The organism is Bacteroides xylanisolvens (genome assembly GCF_018289135.1).
GTDB lineage: Bacteria > Bacteroidota > Bacteroidia > Bacteroidales > Bacteroidaceae > Bacteroides > Bacteroides xylanisolvens.
On sequence record NZ_CP072216.1, the window covers coordinates 1,571,838 to 1,596,487 of the forward strand.

Sequence of the window (24,650 nt, forward strand, 5' to 3'; positions counted from 1 at the left end):
CTGACAAATAAAATAAAAGAATGAAGTTTTCCGAACTACAATTAAATGCAAATGTGCTTGAGGCGCTTGATGCCATGCGATTTGACGAATGTACGCCTATACAAGAACAAGCAATTCCAATCATACTTGAGGGTAAAGATTTGATCGCAGTAGCACAGACAGGGACAGGTAAAACAGCAGCGTTTCTGCTTCCTGTATTGAACAAATTATCTGAAGGTAAACATCCGGAGGATGCGATTAATTGTGTCATCATGTCTCCTACCCGGGAATTGGCTCAACAGATTGACCAGCAAATGGAAGGATTTTCCTATTTCATGCCGGTATCGAGCGTTGCTGTATATGGCGGAAATGACGGGATATTGTTCGAACAACAGAAAAAGGGACTCACATTGGGAGCTGATGTTGTCATTGCTACTCCCGGACGTCTGATCGCCCATTTAAGCCTTGGATATGTAGATCTTTCCAAGGTTTCTTATTTTATTTTGGATGAAGCAGACCGGATGCTCGACATGGGATTCTACGAAGATATCATGCAAATAGCCAAATATCTGCCGAAGGAACGACAGACTATCATGTTTTCAGCCACAATGCCGGCAAAGATACAGCAATTGGCAAATACGATCTTAAACGATCCGTCGGAAATAAAGCTCGCTGTTTCCAAACCTGCGGAAAAGATTATTCAGGCGGCATACGTCTGCTATGAAAATCAAAAGTTGGGCATCATACGCAGTCTTTTTATGGATGAGGTTCCGGAACGTGTGATTGTCTTTGCTTCTTCCAAAATCAAGGTTAAAGAAGTTGCCAAGGCGTTGAAATCAATGAAGCTGAACGTAGGTGAAATGCATTCGGACCTGGAACAGGCTCAACGGGAAACGGTCATGCACGAGTTTAAAGCCGGACGAATCAATATATTGGTAGCTACGGACATCGTTGCACGTGGTATCGACATCGATGATATCCGCCTGGTTATCAACTTCGACGTGCCTCACGACAGCGAGGACTACGTGCACCGCATCGGCCGTACAGCACGTGCCAACAATGACGGGGTGGCACTTACGTTTATCAACGAAAAGGAACAGAGTAACTTCAAAAGCATTGAGAATTTTCTGGAGAAAGAGATTTATAAGATTCCTATCCCTGAAGGATTGGGAGAGGCTCCGGAATACAAACCGCGTTCGTTCAACAAAAACAGGAACGGGAATTTCTCTAAAAGAAAAGATTTCCGGGGAAAAAGAAACAACGGAGGGAAGAAAAGCAACTACCCTGCGCCCAGACAGAGGGATATTCAGTAAATGTTCCTCTTTCTAAAAAATCAAGAGAAAAGCTTTGCTTTACGTGAGCTTTTCTCTTGATTTTTTCGTTCAACTCTCCCAGTCTTCTATCTTTTTTGTAGAATATTGTTTACATATTCTTGTTTTTTCCTTCCCACCCATGCATTATGTACATGTCTTTTTTAGGGGAAGTTAAAACCTCTCCTGTTTTTCCTGTTATTTTAGTTAGATTATGCTGCCTTTCTTTTTTTCTTTTCGACCTTTTCTATCATACATACCGCATTGGCTGTATGTATCCCAAAGAAAATCCAAAGTACTTCCGTTTTCCTGTTTCTAGCTTTTATCCTGGCCAGTGAGTAATGTTGTTTCTGCGTTCCAAAACTTCCTTCCAGGCGGGTAGCTCTTTCACGGCTGAGTTCCGACCGTAAGATTTTCCGAAGCGGCTCATCTTTGGCAGCTCTGCCCTTACGCTTAAAGGAAGTACTTATATGATATTTTGTACAAAATTTCCGGTTGGCATTATTGGCATAGATTGAATCCGCCGCAAGCGCCTTAACCCTAACCCCGGTCAGTTGTTGTTGCAGATGAATACAGTCTTTCAAACGTACTCCTTCGTTAAAAGCCTTAAAGGAGATATGTTCTATAAAGGAGATTCCGTCTATCTGTATATTGTTGACTTTGGCTCCGAATTCAACGGATTTGGTTTCCTTGCCTCTGATAATGGGGCGAAGGTAATGCCGGTCGATACTCACGATACGGTTGGACACTTTTTTGCCTGCAAATAAATTCTTCCCTTGCTCAAGGACTGTCTGTATGACCGAGAAACGTCTTTGGTAATCAGAGGATAGTGTAAGCCTGTTCCTGTAGGATGAATGAAGCAGCTCCAGCTGGTCAAGTAACTTTTCCAATAACTGAAGTAACCTTCGTGTAAGCATACGAGTCTGTGATTTCCTGCGTTTACGCAGTTTGCTATAAGCAAGATAGGCACGGCGTACATCAAGATACTTGTTACGGGGACGTTGTATGTGCAAGGTCTGGCAATGTTTGCACAGATGACGATGAAGCCATACAATACCTTCCCATAAGAGTTTGGTATCAGTAGGGAAACGCAGATGACTTTCATAACAGGTGGCATCGGTCATACAGACATGAAGGTTCTCAAGATAAGGTGTCCAATGCTCGGCAAGAATGAGCTGGAGGGACTCAACGTCAAGGCGATCCGCTAGTTCCTGACGAATTGCACTAACGATTTTAGGATTGGTTAGTGGATGAAGCGGATCAATCTGAACACCACAAAATAACTGGTAATGAATATTACCGTTTAAATGCTCAATCAGTTGTGCATCGGAAAAGTTGGTATAGGACTTCAAGACCATCAAGGCTATTTTACCTTCGGGAGAAAAATAACTTTTACGCCCAAAAGGAGAGGACTTCAAATGCATTTGTCGGGCCAGTTCCGAGAAAGGGAACAGAGAATGGAGGCGACCTAATTCACTCGTTGCAAAACTTTGACGATATTTTTTAAGCATATCGAACTCGGTAAAACCTAAACAAGGTTCGATTTCTGAGATTTTTTGTATCTTTACCATGTGTTTTTATTTTTAATTACCCCCGTTTTGGCCGTCAAACCGTTTTTTGGGGGGAATGCTTAAAGATACAAAAAAGGCAACTAACTCGCAATGAATTAGTTGCCTTAAATTTTATTATTTTAGGAATATCCCGACAGAAATAAAATCTGTATTTCCTTGTTTGGATAGAATCTGTATTTCTTATTTTGAGAAACCTGATTCCTATTTGGATAGAATGTAGAGACCTTATTTGGATGAGGTAATCTCCAAATCGCCTTTAAAGCTCACTTCCATATTTACAATGCTATATATGGAAGTTTCCGGAATGGCTAATACAGCTTGATAATGAAAACCATTCCGGTTTACTTTCACAAACTTTGTATCTGACAAAATTGATTGCGCCAGGAAATCCGCAGGAACCACTTTGTCGAACATCTGTTTGGTTATATCGCTGGCAAACAGGCTCTTTTTACCTTCGTACACACAGATGTGCATCACATTATCATAGTACACATTATCCATACTAATCCCGTCTTCGGAATAAGTCGTCTTGATGACTCTCATTTTAGATGGATTGATATATACGTATGCACGATAGCGAGTGCCGTTGTAAGTCACTACACTATCGCGTTTGGTTACTTCCGTATAAGTCGGAACCACAAGTTCCTGACGGACAAAATAGATAGAATCATTGAGGTCTTCGGATTTATGCAGTTTTATTACATTATCCGTAATGGAATGAAACCAAAATATATGTTCTCCCTGCTTATCAATCTTGTAATAAGTGGTATCATTTCCATAAGTGTAAAGAATGTCCCGCATTATTTTAAATGCAATGGGAGTACTTTGTGCGTCTGCATAGTAGATGGTATCTCCTTCCACACGCATCAACGGGCTCTCCGTTTCATCGTCCAGCCAAATTCCCTGCAGTAACTCTTTTGCGCTAAGATCCTCTTTCTCCTGTTGAAGAGAATGGGGACTCTTATTGCCACTACATGCCGCGAAAAGGATTGCCATTAACGATACAGCCACATTTTTCATCATCTATCTTAGTTTTGTATAAAGATACTCCTATTTTTTTATTTACCAATACAATGGTAAACAAATCCGAGCTCTTCCATCTCTTTTTTATCATATATATTACGTCCGTCCAACACAATCTGCTGGGCCATCGTCTTCTTGATAACGGCCCATGAGGGCAGACGGAATTCTTTCCATTCGGTAACCAGCATCAATACATCAGCATCCAACACTGCATCGTACATATCACAAGCATAATAGATTTTTTCTCCAATTCTACGCTTGCACTCTTGCACGGCAGCCGGATCGTATGCACGCACCCGACAACCAGCTTCCAGCAATTTATCGATCAGGACTAATGCCGGAGCCTCACGCATGTCATCCGTTTCCGGTTTAAATGCCAGCCCCCACAAAGCAACAGTCTTACCTTGCAAATCACCATTAAACTGTTTCTTTAGCTTTTCGAACAGGACGCTTTTCTGTTGTTCGTTCACTTCTTCCACAGCACTAAGCACCCGCATACTATAACCGTTCTGTTCCGCAGTCTTAATCAATGCTTTCACGTCTTTAGGAAAACAGGAACCACCATATCCGATGCCCGGATACAGGAACTTACGTCCGATACGGGTGTCCGAACCTATTCCGCTACGTACCATATTCACATCCGCGCCAACGATTTCGCATAAGTTTGCGATATCATTCATAAAGCTGATACGGGTTGCCAACATCGAGTTTGCCGCATATTTAGTCATTTCTGCAGATGGAATATCCATGAAAATCACACGGAAATTATTCAATAAGAATGGCTTGTATAGTTTGGACATCAATTTCTCCGCACGTGCCGACTCCACTCCCACCACCACACGGTCCGGGCTCATAAAGTCACTGATCGCATTTCCTTCTTTCAGGAATTCCGGATTAGAAGCCACGTCAAAATCAACTTTCACGCCTCTCTTATCCAATTCTTCCTGAATAACCGCGCGAACTTTACTGGCAGTACCCACCGGAACGGTACTTTTGGTAACTATCAGTTTATATTGTTTCATATTGCGACCAATGGTACGGGCCACCTCCAACACGTATTTCAAATCAGCGCTGCCGTCTTCATCCGGAGGGGTGCCAACCGCACTGAATATAACTTCCACGTCGTCCAGACAGCTTTCTAATGAGGTTGTAAACTTCAATCGCTTTGCTTTCATATTACGGAGCACCATCTCTTCCAATCCATTCTCATAAATCGGAATATTCCCCTTTTGCAAAGATTCGATTTTCTCTTTATTCGTGTCTACGCACGTTACATTCACGCCAATTTCGGCAAAGCATGTACCTGATACCAGACCCACATACCCTGTTCCCACGATTGCAATTTTCATACTTAATCTATTGTTTGTTTAGAAATTCATTCAAAATAAGCGGCATCTTTAAAGGCAGTTCCCTCTCTGTCTTTCGCCGATAATACCATTTGCGAATCTGCCAACGGCCAGTCTATCCCCAACGTTTCATCATTATACAAAATAGAAGCTTCCGCCTGCGGAGCATACTTGTTATCTACCTTATACGTAAAAACGGCTTCTTCGCTCAAGACTGCAAAGCCATGAGCAAAACCACGGGGAATGAAAAATTGTCTCTTGTTTTCCTCACTAAGCAACACGCAGACGTGCTTTCCAAACGTAGGCGATGATTTACGCAAATCAACGGCAACGTCCAGCACTTTTCCTTTAAGAACACGAACCAGTTTCGCCTGACTGTATTCTCCTTTCTGATAGTGCAATCCGCGTAACACGCCAAAAGATGATTTCGACTCGTTGTCCTGTATAAAATCTACGGAACCAATATTGGCATCAAACTCTTCTTTCTTATAGGCTTCCATAAAATAGCCCCGTTCATCGGAGAAAACTTTAGGCTCTATCAGCCATACTCCGTCTATTTCCGTCTGTATATAGTTCATTATTGATAGTGATAAATAAAACGATGCAAAAGTAGTGAATTTTTCGAAGTTTTCTGGGATATATTCAATTTATCTCGTAATTTTGCAGACATGATTGAATTGGCACAACATATAGAGACTTTACTACTGGAAAACGATTGCGTCATTGTTCCGGGGTTTGGCGGTTTTGTAGCGCATTACTCGCCTGCAACCCGTGTTAAGGAAGAAAATATATTCTTACCTCCTACCCGCACAATCGGCTTTAATCCTCAATTAAAACTGAATGACGGCGTATTGGTGCAATCTTATATGTCAGCGTATGACACGAGTTTTGCTGACGCCAGCCGCATAGTAGAAAAGGAAGTAAACGAATTCATCGGTCTCCTTCATGAAGAAGGAAAAGCCCATTTGGATAATATAGGCGAGATTCACTATAACATTTATGGTAACTATGAGTTTGTTCCTTATGACTATAAGATAACGACTCCTTCATTATACGGTCTCGACTCTTTTGAAATGCATGAACTTTCCGTTCTGCAACAGAAAGAAAAAGTATGGATACCGGCTCATCCGGAGAAGGAAAAGAAGACTTTTGAAATTAGTATCAATCGTGCATATCTTCGCAATGCTGCAGCAATGATTGCTGCCATCGTATTGTTCTTTGCCTTTTCAACTCCGGTAGAGAATACAGACGTTCAAAAAAACAATTATGCACAATTATTACCCAGTGAGCTTTTTGAGCAAATAGAAAAGCAATCGGTTGTAGTAACTCCTGTGTATGTTAAGAGTGATGCAATGCAACAAGCTAAGAAGCTTTCCGCTACTGCTTCAACTTCTTCTTCAACGAAGACTTCATCCACTAAAAAGAATACAGCGGATAAGACTTCCAAGCCAATCGCAGTTAGAGAAGTGAAAGTGGCCAAACAGGAAACGGCAGCTACTACTTCCGCTACTGCCCCTGCTGCGGTTAAATCTCCAGAAAGTGCCAATCATCCTTTCCATATCATAGTGGCAGGAGGAATCAGCTTGAAAGATGCAGAAGCCATAGTAACCCAATTAAAATCAAAAGGGTTTGCTAATGCAAAAGCGCTGAACATGGATGGAAAAGTACGTGTCAGCATCAATTCATTCGACAACCGCAATGAAGCGACCAAGCAATTACTTGAGCTAAGAAAAAACGAAACTTATAAGAATGCCTGGTTACTGGCTAAATAAAAATCCCTTTTTAAAAGCATGAAACGAATTCTTTGTCCTAAATGTGAGAATTACCTTTTTTTTGATGAAACCAAGTATAGCGAAGGCCAATCACTGGTATTTGAATGTGAGCATTGCGGCAAGCAATTCAGCATCCGGCTTGGAAAGAGCAAAGTAAAGGCTCTTAGAAAGGAAGAAAATCTGGAAGAAGAAGCTGAATCCCATAAAGAAGAATTCGGATATATCACTGTTATCGAAAATGTATTCGGTTATAAACAGATATTGCCCTTACAAGAAGGTGACAATGTCATAGGCCGCCGTTGTGTGGGAACTTCTATCAATACGCCCATTGAAAGCGGTGATATGAGCATGGATCGACGCCATTGCATCATCAATATCAAACGCAATAAGCAAGGAAAACTTGTTTATACATTACGGGATGCTCCCAGCCTGACAGGTACTTTCCTCATGAATGAAATCCTAGGGGATAAAGATCGTGTACGCATTGAGGATGGCGCTATTGTGACTATCGGAGCTACTACATTTATCTTGCATGCGGCTGAACAAGAATAATCACCTGACAATATAAAAAAATGCCACTGTTCTCTGAACAAGTGGCGTTTTTTTATATCCGGTCTTCTAATTACAGAATACCTTTCACAGTTTCAAGCATTCCTTTTTCCTGGATAGAATCCAAGTTTACTTTTACAGCTTCTGCCAATCCCGGGATCTTATTCAAATCTTCTCCCCAGATAAAGTCAGCAGCCAGAACACCTTCGGTTACTTTCTTTGTACAACCGGTTGCCCAAAGTTCTTTCAGCAGGTTCATGATTTCAGGAGCATCATTCGGTACAATTTCAGCACCGTCAGCACGTACACCACCTTTATAATAAGTAATGATAGCAGCCAAACCAAGTACCAGGCCTTTAGGAAGTTCGCCTTTACGTTCGAGATAAGTCTTCAATCCCGGTAAATCACGAGTTTCATATTTTGGGAAAGAATTCAGCATAATGCTTGTCACTGCGTGATCTACGAATGGATTGTTGAAACGTTCCAATACGTCGTTGGCGAATTTCTCCAACTCATCCTTCGGCAAATTCAATGTTTCCATCAATTCATCGAACATTACTTTGTGGATATATTTACCAATAACCTCATGTTCACAAGCTTCACGCACAATATTCACACCAGAAAGATAAGCAACCGGAGAAAGAACAGTGTGCGGGCCATTCAACAGAGTTACCTTACGTTCGTGGTAAGGAGCTTCCGAAGGAACAAACAACACATTCAATCCTGCCTTATCAGCCGGGAACTCTTTGGCAACTTCCTGCGGAGCTTCAATCACCCACAGATGGAAGATTTCAGCCTGAACAACCAAGTTATCATCGTATTGCAGTTTTTCTTTGATAGCAGCAATATCTTTGCGCGGGAATCCCGGAACAATACGGTCTACCAATGTTGCATATACGCCACAAGCTTCTTCAAACCAAGTCTTGAACTCATTACCCAGGTTCCACAATTCAATATATTGATAAATAGTTTCTTTCAACTTATGTCCATTCAGGAAAATAAGTTCGCAAGGGAAAATAATCAAACCCTTTGTTTTATCACCATTGAATGTTTTGAAACGATGATACAGCAATTGAGTCAGTTTACCTGGATAAGATGAAGCAGGAGCATCTTCAAGTTTGCAAGACGGATCAAAAGCGATACCAGCCTCTGTAGTATTTGAAATAACAAAACGCATTTCAGGTTGCTCTGCCAATTTCATGAACTCGTCATTTTGAGAATATGGATTCAGTGCACGACTGATTACATCGATCATTGTCAAGCTGTTAACAACTTCGCCTTTATCCAATCCTTGAAGATTAACATGATAAAGATCGTCTTGTGCATTCAGCATATCGACCATACCTTTATCAATGGGTTGAACCACTACTACGCTGCTGTTGAAGTCGGTTTTCTGGTTCATGTTGTAAATAATCCAATCAACAAATGCACGCAAGAAGTTACCTTCGCCAAATTGGATAATACGCTCCGGACGTTGTGTTTTAGGAGCAGTTTCTTTGTTTAATGCTTTCATGTTAGTTGTAATTTATAAAGTTGATATTATACAAATTCAAAATAAAAATCAATATTCTCCTTAATCAGGATGTCGATAGGCATATACTTTACAGGTTCAACAGACTTCTTAAACACAACATGGTCGCACAGAGCCTTCACCCCGCAATACCCTTGCAATCCCGGACGTTGCCCGATTAAATAATGCACATCACCTGATTTTAGCAACTCTACATTTGCTTTCAGAAGGTCATATCCTATCAGCCCTTTCATGCTACGTCCCGCATGACGGAGATACTCTCCCAACTGATACACTCTGGAATTAAATACAACTCCCAGCGCAGCCTTCGGATGTGCCCGGAAAAACTCATCTAATGTCTGTTGATTACTTTCCTGATCGGATTTATTGAGTATAACCTCATGGATTACCAGGTTGTTATATTCCTCGGCTATGTAACTCATAAAACCGTCCAAACGACGTTGCATCTGTATTTCAGCCGGATTATCTTTATTATTACTTAAGAACAAGACTAACTCCTGACCTTCTCCTGCCGAATAGTTGCGCATCAATATTTTTGCTGCAATATATCCGCTCTTATAGGAATCCTGCCCAATATACGTCAAGGCTCTCGCTTCTTCCATATTGAAATCAACAAAAGCATAAGCTATCTTATTTTCCTGTAGATAAGCTGTCAGCGCCAGCGTCTCTTCCCGGAAATTCGGAGAAATCAACACTGCGTCTACATTCTTTTCTTTTATAGCAAGGCAGGCTTCCTGATAACTTTTCTCATCTCCATGATGGTAACACAGATAATCTATACCCACATTAAAAGGACGCAGCTCTTGCCGGGCACGCTCAATCCCCCCGACTACCGAATGCCAATAGTCATGTTCTATATAATAAGGTATCAGGCAGAGGAAAGAATATTTCTTTTTAGCAGCCAAACCGATAGCAAACACATTGGGTTGATAATGAATCTCATCCAGTACCTTTTGTACTTTAGCTTTGCTTTTGGGAGACACGTCGCCACGATTGTGCAACACCCTATCCACCGTTCCGGCGGAAACACCGGCCATACGGGCTATGTCTTTAATGGTATAGTTCTGGTCCTCCATAGTGCTAAAACTTAAATATTATAAATAATCGCTGCAAATATACGAATTATTTTGTTACTCCAAGTAAATTTTCTATTTTTGTGTTCGATAACGGTTAATAAAACTAAAACGAGATTTACGCCTATTAGCTTTAAAATCAATACGATATAGGTATAAATACAGAAAGTAATAATTTTATATACTTAAAACACAGTAATAATGAAGAACTTCATGGACGAAAACTTCTTGCTGCAAACAGAAACCGCGCAAAAGTTGTATCACGAGCATGCGGCTAAAATGCCGATCATCGACTATCACTGTCATCTCATTCCTCAAATGGTAGCTGACGACTACAAGTTTAAATCACTGACTGAAATCTGGTTGGGCGGTGACCACTACAAATGGCGTGCAATGCGTACAAACGGCGTAGATGAACGTTTCTGCACAGGAAAAGATACCACAGACTGGGAAAAATTCGAAAAATGGGCGGAAACAGTTCCTTATACTTTCCGCAATCCACTGTACCACTGGACTCACCTCGAATTGAAAACTGCATTTGGTATCAATAAAATATTGAATCCGCAAACAGCACGCGAAATTTACGATGAATGTAACGAAAAGCTGTCTCAACCTGAATATTCAGCTCGTGGAATGATGCGTCGCTATCACGTAGAGGTAGTTTGTACTACGGATGATCCTATCGATTCACTGGAATATCACATCAAAACACGTGAAAGCGGATTTGAAATCAAGATGTTGCCAACTTGGCGTCCTGATAAAGCTATGGCTGTAGAAGTCCCTGCTGATTTCCGTAGTTATGTAGAAAAGCTGGCAGAAGTTAGCGGTGTTACTATCTCCAATTTTGATGATATGATCGCTGCTTTACGCAAACGTCACGACTTCTTCGCAGAACAAGGTTGCCGTTTGTCTGACCATGGTATTGAAGAATTCTACGCAGAAGATTATACCGATGCTGAAATCAAGGCTATATTTAATAAGGTATATGGCGGTACAGAATTGACCAAAGAAGAAATTCTGAAATTCAAATCGGCCATGCTTGTTATCTTCGGTGAAATGGACTGGGAAAAAGGATGGACTCAACAGTTCCACTACGGCGCTATCCGCAATAACAACACCAAGATGTTCAAATTACTGGGCGCTGACACCGGTTTCGACTCTATCGGTGAATTCACCACAGCCAAAGCAATGGCTAAATTCCTTGACCGTCTGAATACCAATGGCAAATTGACTAAAACAATCCTTTATAACCTGAACCCATGCGCAAATGAAGTGATTGCAACTATGTTGGGCAACTTCCAAGATGGTTCTATCCCGGGAAAAATTCAGTTTGGTTCGGGATGGTGGTTCCTCGATCAAAAGGATGGTATGGAAAAACAAATGAACGCCTTGTCTGTGCTTGGTCTCCTAAGCCGCTTTGTAGGTATGTTGACAGACTCTCGTTCTTTCCTGTCCTACCCGCGTCATGAATATTTCCGCCGTACATTATGTAACTTGGTAGGACGCGACGTAGAGAACGGAGAAATCCCTGCATCTGAAATGGAACGCGTAAACCAAATGATTGAAGATATCAGCTACAACAATGCTAAGAACTTCTTCAAGTTCTAACGGATTAGTAGTTACACTATAAAAAAGCCGCTACCAAAGTCGAATATGCTTTGAGTAGCGGTATTTTTATGTTCTATTATTACCATTCATCCAATTCCACAACCCAGGGCTTATCTTATGCATTAACAGTAGATTCACAACACAAACCACAACGCCGACAAATCCCCAAAGCAATGTTTCATTCAGCGTATAATAGTCTTTAACCTGAATAAACACCCAAATACAATACGGTAAACATAACACCGATGTAACAATAACAGGTATATACTTTCTTATTACCAAAAACTGAATGATATGCACTATCAGGTGCAAATAAATCCGGAAAAACCAGACGTGCCGCTTAACAAAAACGATGCGTTTCAAAAAGTACAAAAACGACGCGTACAAGAAAAACGGTGAGCGCGGTCCTATTCTACACGACCAAAGCCCACCGTTTTTCTTTCACTTGAACCCTCTTAAAACGACCTTAAAATATCATTTAAAAGCCATTGCAGATTCAAAATAATTCACTATCTTTATGCAGTGTTAAGCTGCTATACCTGACACTTCATCCGGCTTCGTGTACAGCATCATGTCTGTATATTTAGCTTGATAGTTTACGCTTGCACTAAACTCCACTTTCCTGCATTCCTTGAACGGGCTGCCAACAAATGGATTTCGGTCCATCCAGTCGCACAGTTCTAAAATAGAAGACTTGTTCGAGGTGAAGTACACGAACGAATGCCCTTTCAGCACGGTTAGTACATCCAGATAGTCGGCCAGACGCCAGTACATCTTGTAAGTTCCCACTTCAGTGGAAAGGTATGGCGGATCAACCAGAAATACCACACCCGGAACATCCTTGTAACATTTGAACACTTCCTTGTAATCTTTGCAGGTAACCATAATCCCTTCCAGGTAATCTTCCGCTTTGGAATAATCAGCCCGCCGAATTCTATTGTAGATGGCTTCTTTCTTCATTTCTTCCAAACTGGCCACATACTTCATGGCGAACAACAAGGAGGCTGAAATCGTGATATAATCCACGTAGCCGTGCTCTTTTTCCTCCCTCTCAATACGGGCAAACATTTTATCGCGAACCTCCCCGGTTATACGTTTATTTTTGGGTTCTCCTTCAGCTATCCGGCGCAAATCGGATAACAGCACATTGGTGGCCGGAATATTCGCAAGCCGGCAGCGGTAGTTGTCGAAGTCGTTATACACAACGGTGGCATCAGGCCTGACACATTTGGTAATATGTGACAGCAGGCCCGAGCCGCCAAACAGGTCCACAAACACGGTGCTGTCCGGAAACTGTCCCAGCACCTTGATAAATTCCTTCGCAAACATGCGTTTCTGCCCCACAAAAGGAAGCGGAGCGGACGAATACATCTTTCTCATTTCATTCTGCCTTAAAAACGGCCGCAAAGGTCCCCAAAATAAACGAAAAACAGCGGGAAACATAAACGGTTCCCGCTGCAAGACATATACAGCAAACTACACGTTCAGCCCGAAACGGACCGTCTCGTCACCGGCAAGCAGTGCGCGGGTACCCGGGATATTGTTCTCGTAGATATGTACATTTCCCAGAAAGAGGGTGATCGACTTCAGGGGAAGTTCTATCTGCCGTGCCATCAGGTACAGGTGGTAAATATCGGAAGGCAGCCCGAGGTTCGCGTCGCTGCTGCGCTGGTAGGCAGACAGAACCAGTTCCCCGTCATCCAGCTGGAACTGTACCAAACTCAAGCAGGGTGCCTGATTACTTTCGGCACCAGTCTCACCCAGAAAAAGCACATAGTTCTTGCTGTTGCGCTTCTCCCGGTTGATTTTCGCTATCAATGGCGGCAGCTTCTCGAAATAGGTAGGATAACTGTTCACCAGGATGGAACCGCAATAATCCCACCAATTGATGCCGGCCTCCCGGTACTTCTCCACGTTACGTTCCCCCTGCATGAACAGCTGTAACTCGCTACGAAGTTTCTTGCGGGCGATATTATGCCCCTCGAATATGTCAAGCAGGTCCGCCGGTGTCAGCGACAACTGTTCATTCAGAAGGTATTGTATATTTCCCTTCTTGTTGGTCTGTGTCTTTCCCGCGACAAGAATCTTGTCCAGGATACGGTAATACTTATTCATAGCCATTTCCTCCTTCTAATATTAAAACACCCTAAAGATAGGGGAAAACGGCGCTCCAAACGGTAGAAGACAACTCATTCACACTGCAAGCGTCTTGCAGTCACTTTGAAACCGTTTCACCAGGGCGTAAACCTTACGCTCGCTCACCGAATACTTCTCGGACAGTACGGCCACGGCATACGAGACTTTCTCACCATGATCCAGCAGGCGGGTATAATCCGCATACAGATCGATATACCGGGCATCTTCCAGACGGATGCCGACCGCCTGGAGCCTTTTCAGCAGCTCTCGGTTAAAGTTTAATATCTCAATCACTTTCATACAACAAAAAAATTATATCTTTGCATCGCCAATCATTTTTTAAACAACAAAAAAACGTCAAACCGTGACAGAGGGCATTTGCCCCCGGTCGCGCGGTTTGGCGTTTCATGTTTTAAAAGTGATTGGCGTTACTTTTTAACAGGCCGGGGGCTTTTTCTTATCCTCCCCCGAAGGATTTATTCCACCCGGTACTTCTCCGGATCAAAAGCATCTTTCTTTTTCCAGCCGTCAGCCAGCGTATTCTGGATGTGCCTCATGGCTTTCGTATAGAAGTCCGTCAGCTCCTCCAGTTTTTCAAACGTCCGGTACCGGGGTTCGTCATCCGTCCCGAATTTGAACGTTACCGGAAGTGTGACACCACCGGTCTGTACAGCCAAGTCATGGGCCGTCTTATAGTTGAACTGGTTCTCGCTTGACAGCCACACCGGCATGCCATCGTAAACAAAACCGCAAAGAATAGCTTCGTTTATCCTTTCGTTATACCAACCAAGCACAACGGATCTTATTACCCGGTCCGAGGGCTTGCCCAGAAACTCCTCCTCCATATAGGAGGCGGAACCGTCCCCACGTTCCTGCACATCCCAACGAATGCGCCATCCATTACGAGCCGGGCTCACACATTCAATCAGTTTTACCCCGGCACTTCCTTCAACTCTTTTCATGTAAACACGTATTTGGTTCTACCTTTGCCGAAGGTTTCCGTCTTGATGGTCGTTTCAAACGGAAAACCGTCCGGCATTTCCTTCACTTGTGCGAGAATATTCTTCATCTCCTCGCTGTTGGTGAAGAACTTCTTCGCCTCGCCGTTCACTTCGATGGCCACGATACAGCGGTCCTCTCCCTGTTCGGTCTTGATCCCGGTCTCAAAGTTCTTCACTACAATCGGTAAGTTTACCAGTTCCCGGATGCTTACCACCACTCCGGGAAAACGCTTCTTGCCGTCCTCCGGCTTATAGGAAACGTTCAAGTCTTTAAATGATCTCATTTCTTTGCCTGTTAATTTTTTAAACAACTTATTACAGTCGGCGTGCTTCGTCATGCCGTAGAAACTGGCAATCAGTTCCCGCCGTCTCTTTCTCGATTTTACCTCGTGCATCTTCCGAGCAAACTTCTGTTTGATGCGTTTCCGCAATCTTACATAATTGGGACGGATAACATAGCCGAGAAAATCAATGCCTTCCTCTACAGGAAACACCCGTTCATTAGGCTTGATTTCCAAGTCTATTTTTTCCATTTGCCCGTGAATAACATCACGAATCTTCCACAATTCCGCTTTCGATTTACCGAGTACCAGTCCGTCATCACAATAGCGATAGTAATAACGAATCCCGTACTTATCCTTCAGATAGTGGTCTAAAAATACAGACAGAAGCAGATTTCCTGCTCCTTGTGAGCTGCGCAGCCCGAAGCTGATACCTTCAGGCAACAGCGTTACAAAACGCTCCAGCAAAACCAGCAGCCTTTCGTCCTTGAACACCCTGCGGAAACACCACATCACGAAGTCCTGCCGCACATTGTCGTAGAACCTACAGATATCAAACTTGTAAGCATATAACGTGCCTTCCGGGTCTTTTTGCAGATCGGTACGTATGCGATTCATCAGGTCATGTGTGCCACGCCTTTTGATACTTGCTCCGGTTGTCCGGATGTAACGTTTTTGCAGGTGGCGGTCCACCACATTCATGATGGCAAACACAGCGATGCGGTCTTTCATGGACAGGATCTGCAAAATACGTTTTTTACCGTATTCTTCGATTTCCCTCTCATGGTAGCCGCCCAGCCGGAATGAGCCGTCCGCAATGGCAGCCGTCAGTTCGGCGATAATCTCCTCCCTGCGGGCAAGCAGGTGTCGTCCCTGCCTCGACCTCTTACGTCCGGTTCCGCGAAGTACCGCATCGAATGCCTCCGACATGTTGGAGTATTCGATGATTTCCTCGATGATATATCCTTCCCTGCGCATAAAGTTCTGCTGTCGGTTAATAAATATGGAAGATAAGGCCTTCCTTTCCCCGGGTCCGACTTCTTCGAATCACAAGTGACCTACCAAACTCCACCCGACGCGTGATTTTTCAGCTTTCCACCATTAAAGTGCTGTTGCTGTGGCTTGCTTCCCCCGGCACCACCTTGGGGACACGTCCCCATTGTTGTACGCCGGTTTGTTAGATTTCCAGACGCGAGCCGACATTCGCATTCGCATTCGAAGCATCGTTGTTCGCATTCGCATTCGATACACCGCCATTTGCATTCGCATTGTTGTGCCCGCGATAGACCACACGGACTATTGGGAAACTCCACCGGCTGCAAAGTTATTGATTTAACGGGCAAAATGAACTGACGAACTAAATTAATATCCAAAATAGGGCGGACATAATACCGCCCACCACAGTGAGTCCCCAATCAATCCAGTCCCATAAACCACCCCGAAGGGCATCCTTCAATTCAAGACAGCAGGCGGCCACCACGGTAGCATAGATCGCCGTCCAGGGGGTAAAGCCAAGCAGGCCTACCATCAAACCGCCCACAAGATGTTTGTAGCGGTTACTCGTTTTAAGAAATGTGATAATCTTTTTCATATACCTTGATTTTTTACTTTTTTCGACCGGCTCCGCCGGTATTTGAATACTTTTTAAACGGTGTTCGAAAACCATCCGAATCCCGTTCTTCCGTTTTGGTCGCTTCGCTCCACGCTTTGGCGCTTTGCGCTTACGCCAACTCGCGTATCGCCTTGTACGCTGCCACGCTTTGCGCCCGGACGATTTTGCCGCGGAAGGCCAGACGCGAGCCGACATTCGCATACGCATTCGAAGCATCGTTGCCCGCATTCGCATACGATACACCGCCATATGCACTCGCATTGTAGTGCCCGCGATAGACCACACGGACTGTGGCGGTGCTTATCCAGTACATGTCGGTATAGTAAGTAGAAGATGATCCGTTCAGATTACCTACCGGAACCAGGTCCATATACTTGCCGTGCGCCACGCCTGTAATCCACTGACCGCTGTCCTTCTTGCCCTGTACCATACGGATACTGCCGTCCGGCATCCAGATGCGCCATTTGCCCACGTTGCCGCTGTCGTTCGGCAGATCCACGCCGTCCATCATATCATACTTGTTGCCGTAGATGTCCTCGTAGCCCAGGCAGCAGATATTATTCACCTGCACAACGGTTGCCTGTCCGTATTCGTCCAGGCTCTTATACCAGGCGTATTGGTGCACCAGGCCGTCAACCAGCGAATTCGTGATTTTGTTGTTGATGGCATACGCTTCATCGTAGCCGATGGTATCTGTCATTCCATGGTCGGCCGTTCCACCTGTTGTGCGGTTGTAGGTATGCTGTCCGGCACCGCACTGTTCCTGCATATCCCTTCTCCCGTAACGGGCATAGCTCAGATTCGCAATGCGGCTGTGCATCAGCGCATCTATCTGCTGCATACCCCGCTGCTGACTGTAATAGTGGAAGTCCGTCCAGGTCATGCTTGCCGTGGTCGAAGCTCCGGTTATGCAGGCACGCAGCTTGCTGCCCACCACCGAACTGCCCACAACGGCACACAGATGTTCCTCATTGGCCACCCAATCCGGTTCCATGTCCTCTATCTTGTCGCTGTTGCTCAGCACCACGCAGTCAAACTCTGCCGTGTTCAGAATGGAGAAATGCAGAGCCGTCGCACGCTCCGGAACGTCTGCTATCAGATACATGCCAGCTTCAAATTTCAAGCCGATGGTCGGCACCACGATGCTCTTCAGGATGTTTCCTGCATCATCCACAAACACACTGCCGATAAGCCCCGTTCCTGGAACGCTCGGGAAGCGCACGCGCTTGTAGCCGGCTACGTCCACCTTACATACCGAATAGGTCTTGTCAGTCGTATAGGATTCCATCAACGTAGGCTTCCCGGTCATAATTTTGCGTTCACCCAGCCAGCCGCCCTGCGTTTCCTTAATGGTATCCAGTGTCAGCACTGTCGCCTCCGGAACAGGGGGCATTTCGTCCTCCGGATAACTGCTATAGCAGGCGTACTTCTTGTTGTTCAGATAATCGTTGATACCCTTGCTCCAGTAGAACGGCTCATACATCATCCAGTCTCCCTCGCTGCCGTCCAGCTTCGCCACCGTGCAGTCGTTCATATCCTCCGCATCGGCATAGAAGTTCGAGCTTTCGTCATGCAGGGGGAAATAGGTCATCTCCCCGTCCGGGTTGTTCACTTCCACCTGCTGCCCGGCCATCTCCACCTTCCGGCTCGTAGGCATCTTGGTCACCTTGGCCAATACGCGGTGGCGCTTGGACAGGATGGCATTCACATGCCCGCTCATTTTGTACGTATTGCCGAATTTGTACCCCGTCTTGTTGTCCAGGTTCGAAACATTGGCATCGTCGGCCACACTGTCGTCAAACTCAATCATCGTATAGGGCGGCTGCTTGATGGTCAGTTCCGGATAACGGGCGGCATACTTCTCCAGTTCCTCATCGGCCAGATACTTCGTCAGGGTCAGCTTACCGCGAAGGCCCGAGTGGCGGTCATCCACCGCACCCGTCTGCGTGTACGTTCCGTAGTCAAAATACTTCTTCAGCAGGCTTCCGTCGTCTTCCCGGTCTATCTCCAGCACAAAGCGCTCCAGCTTGCCGCTGCCGTTCAGTTTGGCCTGATGCAGGCGTTCCAGCATGGCAAATCCGTCGATGCCGGGGCAGTTGGTATAGCGGTAGCCCCGCACGTTGTTGATGCCTTCCAGCACCAGGCCGCTGTCCTGCAGCTTGGTCAGATACTCCAGGAACAGTTCCTCAATCGTGTCCGGCAGGCATAACTGCACAACGGGCGCACCGGTGGCCAGCTTCACGCGGGTCAGCCCCGTACCTCTCACGTCCAGTTTCTTCAGTCGCCCCTGCCAGCTCAGGTCCAAGGTGGCCACGTTTCCGTTGTCCCCGTTCCGGGCCAGCAGGTTATTCCGCATATTCACTTCTTCCAGCAGCAGCATCCCGTTGGTCGAAGCCATGAACGAGCCGTTCCGGTAACCGCTGGCTTTCTCCACGCTCATGTCCAGTTTGACCAACGAGGTCAGCAGACCGAAGTTGAAGCCGATGGCGAACGCATCCTCATGCCACACCAGTTCCTTGATTTTGGCCGCACCCACTATCTTCAGCGGGTCGTTCTCACCGAAGGCACGGGTCAGCTGCAGGGAGTGGAGCACGTCCGCATCCACCACACCGCTGTCGGCCTGTACGCCATTGCTGGTAGATAACTGCACACGGTACGGGATGGTCAGCCGGTACTGCATCGGTTTCAGCTTATAAGCCTTGTCCAGCGATGCCGTACTCTGGTAGAACTGGGCACCCAGCGTAGATACATAGCCGTACTCCACCTGCTTCAGGTCGTACCGGCGCTGGATGAAGTAGTTCCGGTGCGCTTTCAGCGAACCCTTCAGACCGTAGATCTGCGGATAGGTCTGTTTCGCACCGTCCGCACCCACCGGCATTTCGTTCAGGAACGGATACACATACTTGAATATGCCGGACTTGTTATACAGGCGCGAGCACCACTTCTTCATCTGCTCGGTATCGAAGTGGTCAATGGCTTTCTGGATACTGAAGGCACTCATGAAGCTGGTTCCGCCGTTCACGCCCTTGGTCATCACCTCCTCCAGCAGATTGCCCATGTTGCCCAGTATCAGGTTCCACAGCCAGCTGTTGTGCCCCTGCATCACATAGGCCCCGTCGCGCTTCGTCTGCCGGTTGTCGTCATACTTCCCGGTCAGGAACGACTTGTTGTCCGAACCCAGCTGGCAGTCACCATCGTAATAGGTTATCCACCACATCACGCCGTCCCACGTCCGCACCAGCATGTTTTTTGCCAGCTGGTCCACGCCCAGGTTGAACTGTACATACAGGTAGTAGGCAGCCAGGTTGGGCAGGTTGAAATACTTCCCGGCTTCCTTCCTGAAGGTCGGGCTTGCCCACTTGGCGGTCGGGAACTTGTTTCCGTCATCCTCATAGTCCACCCCGTCAAATGTGTGCGACTCCTTGTTATAGGTCATGCCCTTGCCTGCAGGCGTTTCCTTCACACATCTGTAAAGGAAGCTCATCATGCGGTCCAGGGCCTTGTACATCTTGTCATACTTGTCACCGGTGCCCAGATGTTCCTTGATGTTCGGTTCTTCCTCGGCATCCCCACCGCCGTCGTTCCAGAACACGTCTTTCGGGTGGTTGAATTCGAAACCGCCGTCAAAGTTGAAATCCATGAAGTCCGTATGGTCGGGCTCCGTGGACGGCAGCCAGCGGAACAGGCACAGGTCATTCGAGTTGTTCAGCGTCTCGATGCAGATGGGCAGGTATTCCTTCGGCTGGTCGCCGTTCGCCTGCAGGTAGTTCAGGGTGTCGCCGGTTCCCCATTGCTCGCCGCCGATAGTCTTGTCCTGACCGAATATCGGGTAGCTGTCGCTCTTCTCGTTGTTCATGTTGTACTGGCCGTAATAGGTCAGGTCCTCATCCACGCTCTTGGCCACAAACAGGTCACAGGGCAAGCCGTCAATGGCCGAGCGTATATCTTCCTTGCACGTATCTGCATGGTCGGCGGCATACTGTTGGGCAGGGGTCAGGATTCCCATTTCCTTCATGCCGTCATGAATGAACTTCGCACCGCCCGTGTTGGTCGTCATGGAGGAGTCGGAAAAGTCACATTTCGCACAGGCAAGTTTCGCGCCCACCGAGTTGCCCCGCAACCGGAACAGGTTCTTCTTGCCCTCCGTAGCTGTCGGGTTGCTCTGCTGCCCGTTGCCGTCTATCTCGCCGTAGGTCATCCGTGCCGTATATCCGCTGGCTGTCTTCTGGAAGTAGAAGCGCAGGTTCTTGCGGGCATAGTTCACCGAACTGGTACCCTGGATGCGCAGATAGATGTCACGGGCTATCCAGTCCAGCGCCCGGTTCTCGCCGTTGTAGAATCTCACTTCCCGGCACAGCTTGTTGGCCTTCTTGTTGTTCAGCTGGGCCAGCGCATCCATCACGTTCAGCGTGTCGCTCTCGCTCGGCACCTCACTGCCCACGCTGCCCGTGCCTATCAGTACCAGGATCGAGTTCCGGCGTTTCTTCATCAGTCCCATCAGCTTCTCCATGCTCACCGTGTCCCCCTCGTTCAGCACGCGGTTGTCCTCATCCAGCGAGCGCACGCCCGGTTCCCCGTCGGCATCTTCCAGGTGGTTGCGGTCCACGATATAGTTGTTCAGCACCTCGTCCGAGGTCAGCGCCTTGTTGTAGATGCGCACGCTCTTCACGTTCAGGTCCGCACCCGTTGACTTGAACTCCAGCTGGCTCTGGATGTTGAAGTTCACCTTGTCCAGCCACTTCGAGGCGGCACTTTCCTCACCGTTCACATAGAAGCCGATCAGCGTACGCTGTTCGTTCGTCTGCACGTTCGGGTAGAACACGTAGGTAATGCGGATGTTCGTACCAGGCTGGAATTTCGTACCCACCGAGTCCTCATAGCGTAGCACCTGCCCGGCATCCATCGCCTCGGTCACCACGCCGGTCAGGAACTTGGCCTCCTCCGGGGTCACAATCAGCCCGTACCGGTTGCCGTTGTCCAGCTGCCCCAGGCAGGTGATCAGCTCGGCATTCGTGTCCGTCACGTTGGCCGTGCTGTATTCTATCTCCAGCGTCATGCCCACGTCACGGATGGCAAACCCCTCCGGCTTGTCCGCTTCGTTGAAGGGGCGGTACCCACCGTCAGCGGTCAGGGTCATGCCTGCACCTCCGGCCAGCAGCAGGCGGTCCTTGTGCCAGCCGCTACCGGCACCATATTCGTTCACGCTCCACAGCACGTCCCGGAACTCCATGCGCTTGTCACCGCTCACCCAGCTTGCCGGGTTGTTTTCCGTATTGCTTCGCCCGAAGGCATCGAACGTGCACACGGCATCCGGTGCCAGCGTGGCTTCAATGTCTGGGTGCGATGTGGTGTTCACCTTCACCTCAAGCACGGCATCACCGCACGACACACGATAGTCCAGCGGTTCCACGTTCACGTTCGTCCGTCCGTAGCTGCCGGTCTCACCGCGTTGGAGCAGGTCTTCCTTCACAATGCTGTCCCCATTCATCACCTTCACACGTGCCGTGTACGCATCACGCTCGTAACCGGCATACGTGAAGTTCCAGGCAGTGAACTGCTCTGCCTCCAGCACCGGGTGTTTCCAGTCACGCTGGAAACCTGCTGCCCGGTGGCTGAACATCATGCCGGCATACGCTGTAACCCCACCGCCGGCCTTCAGAAGCGTAATGTAATGCACTTGGCTTACCACACCGGAGTTCTCATGCTGCGCGTAGGCTTCCACCACGTTCGCACCCTCCTGCATCTGAGCCAGTGGGATGGTCACGTTCTTCTGCTGCACACCGCTGCCGGCCGAAAGACCGAGGGTAAAGGCCTGTCCGCCGTTGATGCGGTAGTAGATGTTCTTCTCTCCGCTCGTACCCTTGGCTGTGAATGGAATGTTCACATCATTTTTATATCCCCCGTCGGCCAGTCCGTTACCCACCGAATAAGTGGTACTTAATTCCATAGCCACCATTGTTACCCGGGCTGTGGCGGTTTTCATCAGCGTGCCGCCCTGGTAGGTACACTGCGCTTCAACCTGCACCGTATAGGTCGTGGCATCCTTCAGGTAGGGCGATGCGTCAAAGGTATAACCCTGCCCGGCGGTAACACCCGCAAACTCCGCATCCTGGAATTCGGTAATCACCGTGGAGCCGCGTTTAACAACCACTTTTGCCTTCAGGTCGCTGTAACCGTCAACCTCCGCACCGCCGGCAGTACCGACGCTTACCGCATATTTTACCACGAACCCGGTACCGAGTGCCAGGTACTGGGAGGAGGGAAGCCCCGCACCGCTGCTGTCAGTCAGGTCAATGTTCACCACCACCTTGTCGTCGTCGGTGTACTTTGAAAAGCGGACTTCCTTCGAAATTTCACCGCCCTTGTTATCTTTCTGTTTCACGGTCATCACGTACTGGGTGCCGTCCTCGCTGTCCTGCACATCCACGTCCGTTACCGTGCCAACCAGCGCATCGAACACCGCTCCGGATGTAGGGGCTTTCGTTTCCCCGCTCACCAGTTCCTCGGTAGGCGTGGCTTTCTCGTCAATGCTCTTCACGTAATTTTCCACCAGGCGGCCGCTTACGGGCAGCCCGCCGGTTGCGGCGTCACCGCTCCAGTTCGTATGCTGCATGTCCAGCCCGTCCTGGTCATATACCTTCTTTGCCATAATATATCGCTTTAGTCATTATTCATTTGTTTCTTCGCCACCCGTCGGTCCGGCTCCACGGCTTGTCGCCTCTCCAGAACCCGCTGCCGAAACAGCTGCTTATGGCAGACCACACCAGCCTCGCTCCGGCATAGACGGCCGATAGGGAACGTTTCCCCACATACACAGCCGTTATTTCCTTACCGCCTATTGCTATCATCGTCACTCCTCCTCATAAATCAGATACAGCGTATTCGCATCCTTGTCCTGTAGTGCTTCGTAAGTTTCCTCGCTCATCACCGCATGGCGATAGGCCAGAAGTTTCAGAACGCCTCCCGTTCCGGTATATACGGCATCGCCAAGCAGGTAAAGCTTGTCCGGCAGTATGGCTGTCCGGTCCGCATCCATGAACATACCGGCAGGGGGTACACCCGCTACATCCCAGTCCCCGTAAAGGGTGGAGTCCATATTATAGGCGAACTTCCCGGCATCCGCCACATACACCACGCTGCCGCCCGGCTTGGTACCCTTGTCAGGTAAAACGTTTCCTGTTTCCATCCATGAGGAAAAGCGTGCAGTAGCCCCGCCGACAGCTGCTGTCGTAGTCTGTTCCACCTTGACTGCGGCATTTTCTGCCTTGGTTGCCGCTTCGTTGGCCTTGGCAGCGGCTTCCGTGGCGGCCTGCGTCTTTTCCTCCAGTCCGGCTACAGCCCCTTCCGCCTTCTTGGCGGCAGCCTCGGCACGGGCGGCGGCATCGCTCGCAGGCTTCCCTATCAGTTCCAGGGGGACGTTCACCATCTTGCCGTCCTTCTCCCCGGGCAGTGATTTCACACCGCTCAGCGAGGTGACGGTCTCCAAGTCCTCCACGCCGGTAGAACTCTGGAGTACACGGTCCAGCACTTCCTGAACCATTTCTTCTTGCGTCATTTCTGCCATACTCATTCGTTTTTATCGGTTTCTGACCCGCCCAGGATTTCGTTCAGGGCATCTATCACATTGGGAAGACAATAGCGTTCCACCGCCATGTGTATCATCCCGGTTTCCTCATCGCTGAACTCGGTCTCGCCGGTACTCTCGAAAATCTTGAACGCAAGCCGATGGGCCTTGATGCCACTGACACGCGTATACAGCAAATCGGCTATCTGCTCACGTGCATCGAAAACCTCCCTCGTCTGACGGGTTATTCCGGTGGGAACGCTGAAATTCCTGAAATCTAACTTTTTCATATAT

20 protein-coding genes are annotated in these 24,650 nt (G+C 47.5%); 4 read left to right on the top strand and 16 right to left on the bottom strand.

Going from position 1 to position 24,650, the window contains the following annotated elements; genetic code table 11:
• The first annotated feature begins 20 nt into the window (after positions 1-20).
• Complete coding sequence (locus INE92_RS06515; protein WP_195436686.1) at positions 21-1,292, top strand: DEAD/DEAH box helicase; 1,272 nt, start codon at positions 21-23, stop codon at positions 1,290-1,292.
• A gap of 209 nt (positions 1,293-1,501) precedes the next feature.
• Here INE92_RS06515 and INE92_RS06520 read toward each other — a convergent pair whose 3' ends face one another.
• From INE92_RS06520 to rfbC, 4 genes are all read right to left on the bottom strand, one after another.
• Entirely contained in the window at positions 1,502-2,860 is a 1,359-nt protein-coding gene (locus INE92_RS06520) for a transposase (protein WP_172725346.1), read from the bottom strand.
• 225 nt (positions 2,861-3,085) lie between these two features.
• Positions 3,086-3,883 (bottom strand): DUF4738 domain-containing protein, encoded by a 798-nt coding sequence (locus INE92_RS06525; protein WP_009041063.1) that lies wholly within the window; start codon positions 3,881-3,883, stop codon positions 3,086-3,088.
• Between the two features lie 35 nt (positions 3,884-3,918).
• Positions 3,919-5,232, bottom strand: a complete 1,314-nt coding sequence (locus INE92_RS06530) for a UDP-glucose dehydrogenase family protein (protein ID WP_134993464.1) — start codon at positions 5,230-5,232, stop codon at positions 3,919-3,921.
• Between the two features lie 26 nt (positions 5,233-5,258).
• Positions 5,259-5,807 carry a dTDP-4-dehydrorhamnose 3,5-epimerase gene (gene rfbC / locus INE92_RS06535; protein WP_134993465.1) on the bottom strand — a complete coding sequence of 183 codons (549 nt, stop codon included), beginning with the start codon at positions 5,805-5,807 and terminating at the stop codon, positions 5,259-5,261.
• A 90-nt stretch (positions 5,808-5,897) separates the two neighbouring features.
• Here rfbC and INE92_RS06540 point away from each other — a divergent pair, with 90 nt between their 5' ends.
• Together INE92_RS06540 and INE92_RS06545 are read left to right on the top strand one after the other, a co-directional pair.
• Complete coding sequence (locus INE92_RS06540; protein WP_151927493.1) at positions 5,898-7,001, top strand: HU domain-containing protein; 1,104 nt, start codon at positions 5,898-5,900, stop codon at positions 6,999-7,001.
• A gap of 18 nt (positions 7,002-7,019) precedes the next feature.
• Positions 7,020-7,553, top strand: coding sequence for an FHA domain-containing protein (locus tag INE92_RS06545; protein WP_055235551.1), 534 nt, complete (start codon positions 7,020-7,022; stop codon positions 7,551-7,553).
• Between the two features lie 70 nt (positions 7,554-7,623).
• On the opposite strand, the gene INE92_RS06550 is transcribed toward INE92_RS06545, so the two are convergent.
• Positions 7,624-9,063, bottom strand: coding sequence for a tagaturonate reductase (locus tag INE92_RS06550; RefSeq protein ID WP_151927637.1), 1,440 nt, complete (start codon positions 9,061-9,063; stop codon positions 7,624-7,626).
• Positions 9,064-9,089: 26 nt separating this feature from the next.
• Positions 9,090-10,157, bottom strand: a complete 1,068-nt coding sequence (locus tag INE92_RS06555; protein WP_004316195.1) for a LacI family DNA-binding transcriptional regulator — start codon at positions 10,155-10,157, stop codon at positions 9,090-9,092.
• A 198-nt stretch (positions 10,158-10,355) separates the two neighbouring features.
• On the opposite strand from INE92_RS06555, the gene uxaC reads away from it, so the two are divergent.
• The gene (uxaC, locus tag INE92_RS06560) at positions 10,356-11,762 is read left to right on the top strand and encodes a glucuronate isomerase (RefSeq protein WP_008022436.1); all 1,407 of its coding nucleotides are present in this window, start codon (positions 10,356-10,358) and stop codon (positions 11,760-11,762) included.
• A gap of 66 nt (positions 11,763-11,828) precedes the next feature.
• Here the strand turns inward: uxaC and INE92_RS06565 are convergent, their stop codons facing one another.
• The 10 genes from INE92_RS06565 to INE92_RS06610 form a co-directional block, all read right to left on the bottom strand.
• Positions 11,829-12,062 carry an HXXEE domain-containing protein gene (locus tag INE92_RS06565; protein WP_233476930.1) on the bottom strand — a complete coding sequence of 78 codons (234 nt, stop codon included), beginning with the start codon at positions 12,060-12,062 and terminating at the stop codon, positions 11,829-11,831.
• A gap of 225 nt (positions 12,063-12,287) precedes the next feature.
• A complete protein-coding gene (locus INE92_RS06570) occupies positions 12,288-13,142 on the bottom strand; it encodes a DNA adenine methylase (RefSeq protein ID WP_007766474.1) in 855 nt (284 codons plus the stop codon).
• A gap of 96 nt (positions 13,143-13,238) precedes the next feature.
• Positions 13,239-13,883 carry a thymidylate synthase gene (locus INE92_RS06575; RefSeq protein WP_007766477.1) on the bottom strand — a complete coding sequence of 215 codons (645 nt, stop codon included), beginning with the start codon at positions 13,881-13,883 and terminating at the stop codon, positions 13,239-13,241.
• Between the two features lie 72 nt (positions 13,884-13,955).
• Entirely contained in the window at positions 13,956-14,198 is a 243-nt protein-coding gene (locus INE92_RS06580; protein WP_007766479.1) for a hypothetical protein, read from the bottom strand.
• Positions 14,199-14,374: 176 nt separating this feature from the next.
• Positions 14,375-14,860, bottom strand: coding sequence for a hypothetical protein (locus INE92_RS06585; protein WP_178309379.1), 486 nt, complete (start codon positions 14,858-14,860; stop codon positions 14,375-14,377).
• The gene (locus INE92_RS06590; RefSeq protein WP_212701991.1) at positions 14,857-16,158 is read right to left on the bottom strand and encodes a reverse transcriptase domain-containing protein; all 1,302 of its coding nucleotides are present in this window, start codon (positions 16,156-16,158) and stop codon (positions 14,857-14,859) included. The genes INE92_RS06585 and INE92_RS06590 overlap by 4 nt, the downstream gene beginning before the upstream one ends.
• A gap of 379 nt (positions 16,159-16,537) precedes the next feature.
• A complete protein-coding gene (locus INE92_RS06595; protein ID WP_195436237.1) occupies positions 16,538-16,771 on the bottom strand; it encodes a hypothetical protein in 234 nt (77 codons plus the stop codon).
• Between the two features lie 130 nt (positions 16,772-16,901).
• On the bottom strand, positions 16,902-23,441 hold the full coding sequence (locus INE92_RS06600; RefSeq protein ID WP_212701994.1) for a hypothetical protein: 6,540 nt from the start codon (positions 23,439-23,441) through the stop codon (positions 16,902-16,904).
• Between the two features lie 201 nt (positions 23,442-23,642).
• Positions 23,643-24,362, bottom strand: coding sequence for a hypothetical protein (locus tag INE92_RS06605; protein WP_211420864.1), 720 nt, complete (start codon positions 24,360-24,362; stop codon positions 23,643-23,645).
• Positions 24,359-24,646 (bottom strand): hypothetical protein, encoded by a 288-nt coding sequence (locus INE92_RS06610; RefSeq protein WP_005798244.1) that lies wholly within the window; start codon positions 24,644-24,646, stop codon positions 24,359-24,361. Before INE92_RS06610 ends, INE92_RS06605 begins: the two co-directional genes overlap by 4 nt.
• Positions 24,647-24,650: the final 4 nt, after the last annotated feature.

What these genes read in the sequence shown, in the direction of transcription:
- INE92_RS06515 (WP_195436686.1), top strand. Translation starts at nt 21, where the DNA reads ATGAAGTTTTCCGAACTACAATTAAATGCAAATGTGCTTGAGGCGCTT.
- INE92_RS06520 (WP_172725346.1), bottom strand. Translation starts at nt 2,860, where the DNA reads ATGGTAAAGATACAAAAAATCTCAGAAATCGAACCTTGTTTAGGTTTT.
- INE92_RS06525 (WP_009041063.1), bottom strand. Translation starts at nt 3,883, where the DNA reads ATGATGAAAAATGTGGCTGTATCGTTAATGGCAATCCTTTTCGCGGCA.
- INE92_RS06530 (WP_134993464.1), bottom strand. Translation starts at nt 5,232, where the DNA reads ATGAAAATTGCAATCGTGGGAACAGGGTATGTGGGTCTGGTATCAGGT.
- rfbC (WP_134993465.1), bottom strand. Translation starts at nt 5,807, where the DNA reads ATGAACTATATACAGACGGAAATAGACGGAGTATGGCTGATAGAGCCT.
- INE92_RS06540 (WP_151927493.1), top strand. Translation starts at nt 5,898, where the DNA reads ATGATTGAATTGGCACAACATATAGAGACTTTACTACTGGAAAACGAT.
- INE92_RS06545 (WP_055235551.1), top strand. Translation starts at nt 7,020, where the DNA reads ATGAAACGAATTCTTTGTCCTAAATGTGAGAATTACCTTTTTTTTGAT.
- INE92_RS06550 (WP_151927637.1), bottom strand. Translation starts at nt 9,063, where the DNA reads ATGAAAGCATTAAACAAAGAAACTGCTCCTAAAACACAACGTCCGGAG.
- INE92_RS06555 (WP_004316195.1), bottom strand. Translation starts at nt 10,157, where the DNA reads ATGGAGGACCAGAACTATACCATTAAAGACATAGCCCGTATGGCCGGT.
- uxaC (WP_008022436.1), top strand. Translation starts at nt 10,356, where the DNA reads ATGAAGAACTTCATGGACGAAAACTTCTTGCTGCAAACAGAAACCGCG.
- INE92_RS06570 (WP_007766474.1), bottom strand. Translation starts at nt 13,142, where the DNA reads ATGAGAAAGATGTATTCGTCCGCTCCGCTTCCTTTTGTGGGGCAGAAA.
- INE92_RS06575 (WP_007766477.1), bottom strand. Translation starts at nt 13,883, where the DNA reads ATGGCTATGAATAAGTATTACCGTATCCTGGACAAGATTCTTGTCGCG.
- INE92_RS06580 (WP_007766479.1), bottom strand. Translation starts at nt 14,198, where the DNA reads ATGAAAGTGATTGAGATATTAAACTTTAACCGAGAGCTGCTGAAAAGG.
- INE92_RS06585 (WP_178309379.1), bottom strand. Translation starts at nt 14,860, where the DNA reads ATGAAAAGAGTTGAAGGAAGTGCCGGGGTAAAACTGATTGAATGTGTG.
- INE92_RS06590 (WP_212701991.1), bottom strand. Translation starts at nt 16,158, where the DNA reads ATGCGCAGGGAAGGATATATCATCGAGGAAATCATCGAATACTCCAAC.
- INE92_RS06595 (WP_195436237.1), bottom strand. Translation starts at nt 16,771, where the DNA reads ATGAAAAAGATTATCACATTTCTTAAAACGAGTAACCGCTACAAACAT.
- INE92_RS06600 (WP_212701994.1), bottom strand. Translation starts at nt 23,441, where the DNA reads ATGGCAAAGAAGGTATATGACCAGGACGGGCTGGACATGCAGCATACG.
- INE92_RS06605 (WP_211420864.1), bottom strand. Translation starts at nt 24,362, where the DNA reads ATGAGTATGGCAGAAATGACGCAAGAAGAAATGGTTCAGGAAGTGCTG.
- INE92_RS06610 (WP_005798244.1), bottom strand. Translation starts at nt 24,646, where the DNA reads ATGAAAAAGTTAGATTTCAGGAATTTCAGCGTTCCCACCGGAATAACC.